The 7,904-nt window shown below is 72.4% G+C and carries 10 protein-coding genes and 1 pseudogene; 4 read left to right on the top strand and 7 right to left on the bottom strand.

Annotation, left to right across the window (positions count from 1 at the left end; translation table 11 throughout):
• Nucleotides 1–80: 80 nt before the first annotated feature.
• Nucleotides 81–524 carry a nitroreductase family deazaflavin-dependent oxidoreductase gene (locus tag CCN42_RS31285; protein ID WP_086740663.1) on the top strand — a complete coding sequence of 148 codons (444 nt, stop codon included), beginning with the start codon at nucleotides 81–83 and terminating at the stop codon, nucleotides 522–524.
• A gap of 85 nt (nucleotides 525–609) precedes the next feature.
• On the opposite strand, the gene CCN42_RS31280 is transcribed toward CCN42_RS31285, so the two are convergent.
• A complete protein-coding gene (locus CCN42_RS31280; RefSeq protein WP_245877549.1) occupies nucleotides 610–1,533 on the bottom strand; it encodes a cation diffusion facilitator family transporter in 924 nt (307 codons plus the stop codon).
• A gap of 268 nt (nucleotides 1,534–1,801) precedes the next feature.
• Between CCN42_RS31280 and CCN42_RS31275 the strand changes: the two genes are divergently transcribed.
• A complete protein-coding gene (locus tag CCN42_RS31275; protein ID WP_086740660.1) occupies nucleotides 1,802–2,821 on the top strand; it encodes a glutathione S-transferase family protein in 1,020 nt (339 codons plus the stop codon).
• A gap of 23 nt (nucleotides 2,822–2,844) precedes the next feature.
• A complete protein-coding gene (locus tag CCN42_RS31270) occupies nucleotides 2,845–3,147 on the top strand; it encodes a DUF4235 domain-containing protein (protein WP_086740659.1) in 303 nt (100 codons plus the stop codon).
• Between the two features lie 43 nt (nucleotides 3,148–3,190).
• Here the strand turns inward: CCN42_RS31270 and CCN42_RS31265 are convergent, their stop codons facing one another.
• Entirely contained in the window at nucleotides 3,191–3,583 is a 393-nt protein-coding gene (locus CCN42_RS31265; RefSeq protein WP_086740657.1) for a VOC family protein, read from the bottom strand.
• A gap of 290 nt (nucleotides 3,584–3,873) precedes the next feature.
• Between CCN42_RS31265 and CCN42_RS31260 the strand changes: the two genes are divergently transcribed.
• Nucleotides 3,874–4,905: a 7-epi-alpha-eudesmol synthase gene (locus tag CCN42_RS31260; protein WP_086740655.1), complete on the top strand. Its 1,032-nt coding sequence runs from the start codon at nucleotides 3,874–3,876 to the stop codon at nucleotides 4,903–4,905.
• 79 nt (nucleotides 4,906–4,984) lie between these two features.
• Here CCN42_RS31260 and CCN42_RS31255 read toward each other — a convergent pair whose 3' ends face one another.
• The 5 genes and pseudogenes from CCN42_RS31255 to CCN42_RS31235 all read right to left on the bottom strand — a co-directional run.
• A complete protein-coding gene (locus CCN42_RS31255) occupies nucleotides 4,985–6,235 on the bottom strand; it encodes a cytochrome P450 (protein ID WP_086740654.1) in 1,251 nt (416 codons plus the stop codon).
• Nucleotides 6,232–6,837, bottom strand: coding sequence for a GTP-binding protein (locus CCN42_RS31250; RefSeq protein WP_086169641.1), 606 nt, complete (start codon nucleotides 6,835–6,837; stop codon nucleotides 6,232–6,234). Before CCN42_RS31250 ends, CCN42_RS31255 begins: the two co-directional genes overlap by 4 nt.
• Entirely contained in the window at nucleotides 6,818–7,189 is a 372-nt protein-coding gene (locus CCN42_RS31245; protein WP_086169642.1) for a DUF742 domain-containing protein, read from the bottom strand. The genes CCN42_RS31250 and CCN42_RS31245 overlap by 20 nt, the downstream gene beginning before the upstream one ends.
• Entirely contained in the window at nucleotides 7,186–7,596 is a 411-nt protein-coding gene (locus CCN42_RS31240; protein WP_086169643.1) for a roadblock/LC7 domain-containing protein, read from the bottom strand. Before CCN42_RS31240 ends, CCN42_RS31245 begins: the two co-directional genes overlap by 4 nt.
• A 5-nt stretch (nucleotides 7,597–7,601) precedes the next feature.
• Nucleotides 7,602–7,904 (bottom strand): annotated as a pseudogene (locus CCN42_RS31235) (ATP-binding protein); the annotation flags it as partial.

The raw sequence follows: 7,904 nt of genomic DNA, 5'->3' as shown, positions 1-7,904 counted from the left end.
CGGCCGCGCGGCCGGGATGAAACGCGCCGGTGCCTGTGTTGCAGAGCGGTACGAACCGACTCGACGAGGGGACGGACGACATGCCGCTGAAAGGCGAGTACGAACCCAGCCCGACCCGGTGGGTGCGCGAGCAGGTGGAGCTGTACGAGAGTTCCGGTGGCACCCGGGGCACGACGTTGCGGGACACCGGCCTGCCCGTCGTGCTGCTGACCAGCCGGGGCGCGCGGACGGGCAAGCTGCGCAAGACCCCGCTGATGCGCGTCGAGCACGAGGGCCGCTACGCGGTCGTCGCCTCCCTGGGCGGCGCCCCGGAGCACCCCGTCTGGTACCACAACGTCAAGTCCGATCCGCTGGTGGAACTCCAGGACGGCCCGGTCAAGCGGGACATGAGGGCCCGCGAGGTCACCGGCGCGGAGAAGGCCGCGTGGTGGGAGCGGGCGGTCGCGGCGTATCCGCCGTACGCCGACTACCAGAAGAAGACCGACCGCGAGATCCCGGTGTTCGTGCTGGATCCGGTGGACTGAGGGGGCTCGGTCCCGCGGCTCCGCGAGGCGTCGGAAGTTTCTCGCGCCCGGGGGCATGAAGCGGTCCCGGCCGGGCACCCGCCTGTCAGGCCCCGCCGCGCTCCCCCGTCGCGGCGGGGCTTTCGACTGCCTCCTGCGCGCGCCGGTCGGTCACGTCCAGGAAGATCTGGCGGGCCTCGGGGACGGTGTGGCCGATCGACCGCTTGATGCGGACGGCGACCTCCTCCACCCGCTCGCTGTCCAGGCCGGGCACCAGGTCGACCCGGGCGGCGACCAGCAGCGAGTCGATGCCCGTCTTCATGGTGAACAGCGCCTCCACGCTGTCGATCTCCGGCTGTGCCCGCAGCAGCGCGCGGATCCGCCCGCTGGCCTCCGGGTCGGCGGCCTCCCCGATCAGCTGGTCGCGGGCCTCCCGGCCCAGCCGGTAGGCCACGTAGACCAGCAGGGTGCCGATGGCGAGCGACGCGGACGCCTCCCACACCACGTCCCCGGTGGCCATGTGCAGCGCCATTCCGGTGAAGGCGAGGATGACGCCGAGCACCGCCGTGCCGTCCTCGGCGACGACCGTGCGCAGCGCCGGGTCACGCAGCCCGTCGGCGACGCCGTGCCGACGCAGCTGGTGCAGGGCCCGCAGCAGGGAGGCCCCCTCGGCGAGCAGGGCGACACCGAGCACGATCAGGCCGGCGACGTAGCCGCCGAAGCTCTCCTCGGTGTCGCGGGCGAGCGCCTCGACGCCCTGGAAGAAGGAGAAGCAGCCGCCCATGACGAAGATGCCGACGGCCGCGAGCAGCGACCAGAAGAACCGTTCCTTGCCGTAGCCGAAGGGGTGGCGCCGGTCGGCGGGCCGGCGGCTGCGGCGCAGCGCGGCGAGGAGGAAGACCTCGTTGAGGCTGTCGGCGACGGAGTGCGCGGCCTCGGAGAGCAGGGCCGGGGAGCCCGCGAGCAGGCCGCCGACGGTCTTGGCGACCGCGATCACCAGATTGGCCGCGAGCGCCACCAGTACGGTGATGCGGGTTCTGCGGTCCGCGGCGTGTGCGTCCCGGTGCGCGGCCTCGCCCCCGGCCGGCCGCGCCGTCCGGTTCGTGGCCCGGTGCCCCTCCTCCTCCGGCGCGCCGTCGTCGCGGTCCGGTGCCGTCCGCTGCTTCCCGTCTGCGTTCGAGGATGTCCCGCTCACGCCCGCCGGATGCCCCGGGCGGCGCGGATCACACCGTGCGGAGGGCGTGATCGGGGGAACCCGGGAACTCGTCGGCAGGTCCACGGGCGGAAAGGAGCCAGCGATGAGCACCGCGGGCGACGGGAACAGCGCCTATGGCCGCAGGTCGTTCCAGCGGTCGAAAAGCCATTTCTCGGACCGGATCACCACGGACGGCCGGGACGGCTGGCCGGTGGCGGCGGGCCGTTACCGGCTGGTGGTCAGCCGTGCCTGTCCGTGGGCGAGCCGGGCGGTGATCTCCCGGCGGCTGCTGGGTCTGGACGCCTCGCTGTCGCTGGCGATCGCGGACCCTGTCCAGGACGACCGCAGCTGGCGGTTCACCCTGGACCCGGACGGCCGCGACCCGGTGCTCGGCATCCGCTATCTGGGCGAGGCCTACGACCGGCGGGAGACGGACTACCCGGGCGGGGTCAGCGTCCCGGCGATCGTCGACGTCCCGACCGGGAAGCTGGTCACCAACGACTATCAGCGGATCACCCTCGACTTCGTCACCGAGTGGGCGTCCCTGCACCGTGAGGGGGCGCCGGATCTGTATCCGGAGCGGCTGCGGGACGAGATCGACGAGGTGATGGCGGAGGTCTATGAGGACGTCAACAACGGGGTGTACCGGGCGGGCTTCGCCACCGAGCAGGAGGAGTACGAGGCCGCCTGCTCGGATGTCTTCCGCCGGCTGGAGGCGCTGAACGAGCGGCTGGCCCGGCGGCGGTACCTGGTCGGCGACTCGATCACCGAGGCGGACATCCGGCTGTTCACCACGCTGGTGCGGTTCGACGCCGTCTACCACGGCCACTTCAAGTGCAACCGCCGGAAGCTGACCGAGTTCCCGGTGCTGTGGGCGTACGCCCGGGATCTGTTCCAGACACCCGGTTTCGGGGACACGGTCGACTTCGACCACATCAAGCGGCACTACTACCGGGTACACACCGGTATCAACCCGACCGGGATCGTGCCGCTCGGGCCGGACCTGTCCGGCTGGCTGACGGCCCATCACCGCGAGGAGCTGGGCGGCCGTCCGTTCGGGGACGGCGCACCGCCGGGGCCGGTGCGGCCCGGCGAGGAGGTGCCGGCCGCCGGCCGGCCCTGAACACGAGAGCGAGGAGACCCAACGTGGCCAAGAGCAAGAAGCGGAAACTGCCCGGCGCCTACCAGCCCGTCGGCTGGCTGCTGGGCTGGTCGGGCGGCGCCCTGGCGGGCCTCGCCTTCCGCAAGGTGTGGATGGCGATCCGGAACGAGGAGGACGCGCCCGACGCGCTGGACCCGGACCGCGGCTGGGGCGAGATCCTGCTCGCCGCCGCGGTCCAGGGCGCCATCTTCGCGACGGTGCGCAGCGCGGTCGACCGCGCCGGGGCGAAGGCCATCGCCCGCAAGACGGGCGTGTGGCCGGCGGCGTCCCCGGGCGGCCGGGACTGACGGTTCGTCGCGCACGCGTGAACCCGGGCCCCCGGGCCCGGGTTCAGCCTTGCTTGGGAGCCGACGGGGTGGTGCGGCGCAGGGTGAACGAGTGTCCCGCCGGGTCGGTGCAGCCGCGGTACTCCGAGGGGCCCGTGGGGTCCGACGCTTCGGTGGGCCGGCCGCCGAGGGTGACGACCCGGCGTTCCGCCGCGTCGAGGTCGTCGACGACGAACTCCAGGTGCGCCTGGAGGGAGTTCTCGGGGCGCGGCCAGCTCGGCGGGGTCGCGTTCATGTCGCGGCGGAACGCGAGCCGGGTGCCGTCGGGGCTTCGGATCTCGACGCGGTTGGCGGTGGCCTCGGTCTCCTCCGCCTCCAGCAGTTCCTTGTAGAACGCGGCGAGCCGCTCGGGTTCGGCACAGTCGAGCACCACGACGCCCGCCTTGACCAGTGGCATGTGTCCTCCGCAGGGGTTCCGGGTGCGGAGCGGGCCGCCCCGCGCCTTCTTGTGCGGATATCCCGGCGGGGCGGATTCAGTCGGCGGAGGGTAGCGCGCTCAACGGGCCCGAGCAGTAACGGAGATCACCAACGGGCCCGGTGTAGATCATTTAGGCTCAGGGCAGCCTCGTACCGCTTCTCGGTTCAACTTTCGATCCGGGAGGGTCTGTTCGAGTGTGCGGGCGGTCGCATGACCGCTCGTTCGCAGGGGTGGGGGGACTCTGCGGTTCGTGTCCCGAAAGGAAGCGCATGCCTCAGGACGTCCGGTTCGACCTCCCCTTCGACACCCCGGTCAGCCCGCATCTGGAGTACGCCCGCGAGCGCCATCTGCGCTGGGTGTGGGAGATGGGGCTGGTGCGCAGCCAGGCCGGGTTCGAGGAGTACCAGTCGTGGGACCTCGCGCAGGCCGCGGCCCGCACCTATCCCTGCGCCTCGGCGGAGGACCTGGTCATGCTGATGAACTGGTTCTCCCTGGCCTTCCTGTTCGACGACCAGTTCGACGCCGGCCGGCCGGACCGGGCGGACCGGGTGGCCGAAGTGGCGCGGGAGCTGATCGTGACCCCGCTGCGCCCGGCGGGCAGCCGGCCGCGGGTGGTCTGCCCGATCACCGTGGCGTGGGCCCAGGTCTGGGAACAGCTCTCGGATGGCATGTCCTTGACATGGCAGTCGCGCTTCGCCGCGTCCTGGGGCCGGTTCCTGGTCGCCCACTGCGAGGAGGTCGACCTGGCCGCGCAGGGGCGCGCGGGAACCCTGGGCCTGCCGGCGTACGCCGGTTTCCGGCGCCGTACGGTCGGCATCCATCACAGCATCGACGCCGGTGAGCGCAGCCGCCGCTTCGAGGTGCCCCCGCAGGTGATGGCTCATCCGCTGATGGAGAGAATGCGGGACCTGGCCGCCGACACCATCGGGTTCATGAACGACATCCACTCCTTCGAGCGCGAGCGGCGCCGCGGCGACGGCCACAACCTGATAGCCGTCCTGCACCGGGAGCGCGGCTGCTCGTGGGAGACGGCCGCCGCCGAGGCGTACCGCCTGACCAGCGAGTGCCTGGCGGAGTACCTGGAGCTGGAGGCCCGCGTCCCGCGGATGTGCGACGAGCTGGGGCTCGACACGGAGGAGCGCGCGCGGGTGCGGATGGGTGTCGAGGCCGTCCAGCACTGGATCAACGGCAACTATGAGTGGGCACTGACCACCGGCCGGTACGCCGCGGCCAAGGAGGGCCCGGTGGCCACGGCCGAGCTGGCCGGGCGCGGCTCGGTGGACGACCTGCTGACCGTCTGACCGGGCCGAGGGGTGTGCCCGGCCGGGCACACCCCTCGTATGGCCATACCGGGCGGACGGCCCGGAACGGTTCCGCCCGCTACACGGCGAACTCGACCGGCAGGCTGTCCAGCCGGGACTCCCAGGTGGAGGCCGTGGCGGTCAGCTCCTCCGCGGGAACCGCCAGCCGCAGCCCCGGCAGCCGGTGCAGCAGCACATCGACCCCGGTCTCGATGATGGCCTGGCCGATGTTCTGCCCGGGGCACTCGTGCGGACCGGAGCTGTACGCCAGGTGCGACTGGTTGCCCTGTACGGAGACCCCGGCGTCCGGCCGGATCTCCGGGTCCAGGTTTCCGGCCGCGAGGCCCAGCACCAGCAGATCGCCCTCGGCGATGTGGTGGCCGCCCAGCTCCAGGTCGGCCGCCGCGAACCGCCCCGGCATGACCGCGAGCGGCGGCGTGTTCCACATGACTTCCTCCACCACCGCGGAGATGTTCAGCTGACCGCTGATCAGGCCGGCGAGCCGGTCGACGTCGGTGAGCACCAGCTGCAGCACCCGGGCCAGGAGATTGCTGGTCGTGGTGTGCGCGGCGATCAGCACCAGCCGCAGATGGCTGATCACCTCGTCCTCGTCGAGCGCGGCCGGGTGCTCCAGGAGGGCGGTGGTGAAGTCGGAGCCGGGCTCGGACCGCTTGCGCTCGGCGAGTTCGCCGAGGATCTCCATGATCCGCTCGTTGTGCGCCACCGCCTCCTCGCCGCCCTTGAGCACCTGGGCGCACGACTCCACCAGCCGCCGCCCCTCCCCCTCGGCCAGCCCGAGGATCCGGGTCAGCACGAGCATCGGCAGGTACTCGGCGTAGTCCGCCACCAGGTCGGCCCGCCCGGTTCCGGCGAACGCGTCGATCTGCTTGTTGGCGAAGTGGGTGACGTGCCGCCGGATGCCGCGCGCGGCGGCGGCCTGGAGGCCGTCCGTGACGGCGCCGCGCAGCCTGCGGTGCGGTTCGCCGTCCTGGGAGACGCAGTCGGGCCGCCAGGCCAGCATCGGCACCAGCGGCGAGGTCTCCGCGACCCGGCCCTCCCGCCAGTCCCGCCAGATCCGGGCGTCCCGGCTGAACTGCCACGGGGTGTCCAGCACCCGGCGGTTGTCGCGGTAGCCGAGCACCAGCCAGGCGGGGATGTCGCCCTCCAGGAGGACCGGCGCGACGGGGCCGTGCTCCTTGCGCAGCCGTTCGTAGATCCCGGCCGGGTCGGTCGCGGCCTCCGGCCCGTACAGCCGGGTGAGGTCGCCCCCGCCGTGTCCGAAGGGGCAGCCGCGCGGGGTTCCGGGATCGCTTAACGTCTGGTCGTTCATCGGGACTCCAGGGCGGCGGCGGAGCTGTCCTTCAGGTGGCGTATGAGGGCGACCAGCACGTCCCGGCTGGAGGCCCGGTCGCGGGCGTCGCAGGCCACGATCGGGATGTGCGGCGGGATGTCGAGGGCGTCCCTGATCTCCTCCACGGGGAACTGCCGGGAGTCGGGGAAGACGTTCAGGGCGACGACGAAGGGCACGTTCTGCCGCTCCATCTCCTCGATCGCCCGGAAGCTGGAGGCGAGCCGGCGGGTGTCCACCAGGACGACCGCGCCGAGCGCACCCTTGAACAGGCCGTTCCACAGGAACCAGAACCGCTCCTGGCCCGGGGTGCCGAACAGGTACAGCATCAGGCTGTCGTTGAGGCTGATCTTGCCGAAGTCCAGGCTGACGGTGGTCTCCGTCTTCTCGGCGACGCCGATCAGGTGGTCGTCGCCGGCGCTGGCCTGGGTCAGGGTCTCCTCGGTGGTGAGCGGCTTGATGTCGCTGACCGACCGGACCAGGGTGGTCTTCCCGGTGCCGAACCCGCCGGCGATCATCACCTTCACCGAGCGGGTGTCCCCGGACGCCGGGGCGCCGGGCCGGTCAAAGCCTTTCAAGTCCACTGAGTACCTCCTCCAGGAGCGCGAGGTCGGGCCCGCGACCGGCGTCGTGCGCCGGGATGGGATCACGGGCTTCGACGTGGCCTGCCTGGAGCAGGTCCGCGAGGAGCACCGCGAGAATGTTGAAGGGCAGCCCCAGATGGGCGCCGAGCTCGGCCACCGACAGCGGATCGCGGCAGCGCCGCAGGATCTCCGCGTACTCGTGCTGCGTGCCCGGCGCCGGGGCGGCGCGGGAGACGATGAGGGTCGCCACGTCGAGGCTCGACGCCGAACCGCCCGGTCCGCTACGTCCCTTGGTGAGGACGTAGTAACGCTCGAGACCGGACGGATCGGTCGGCCGGCGGGGAGCACTCATCCAGAGTGCTCCTCCAGGCGCGGAGTGGTGCCGAGGAGTTCACCCATCCTGCGGGCCAGGTCCCTCATCTGGTGGCCGAGCAGGCCCTGGTCGAGGCCCTCGCGGGCGAGCACGCCGAGATACGTCTCGACGCCCGCGCGGACGACGAAGAGGTGCCCGCCGTCGACCTCGATCATCGCCAGGCGCAGGTTCCCCGCGTACTTGGGGAACTGCTCGGCGACCGGCTGGGCGAGGGCCTGCAGGCCGGCCACCACGGCCGCGAAACGGTCGACGTCGTCGGGGTCTTCGGCGCCGTAGGAGGTGATGGCCTTGCCGTCGCTGGAGGCCACGAGGGCGAAGCGGATCTCCGGGATGCTCTCCACCAGATCGCGGAGCGCCCAGCTCACGTCGGTTCCCTGTTGCGTCATGTGGACTAGTCGCTCTCTTCAGTGCGGTGCTCTGCGGACTCGCGTCCGGCGGTGGGTGCGCGGTCGGCGGCCGGGCCGTCGTCCTCGCCGGGCGGGCGTCCGGCGGTGGCGAAGGCGGCCAGGCCGGCGAAGGAGGCGTCCGGCGGGACGGCGAGGACGGCGGTGTCCTCGGTGGGCTCGGGGCGTCCGGCCGGCTGGTGCCGGGCCGGCTCGCCGCGTCTGCTGCGGCGCCGGGGCAGTCCGCCGGGGGTCGTGTCGACGGCGTCGGCGGTGTCCGCCGAGGTCCCCGTCCAGGCCCCGGCGGACAC

It is taken from the genome of Streptomyces glaucescens (genome assembly GCF_002154375.1).
GTDB classification, from domain to species: Bacteria; Actinomycetota; Actinomycetes; order Streptomycetales; family Streptomycetaceae; genus Streptomyces; species Streptomyces glaucescens.
This window is presented reverse-complemented; position numbering and strand designations above follow the sequence as displayed.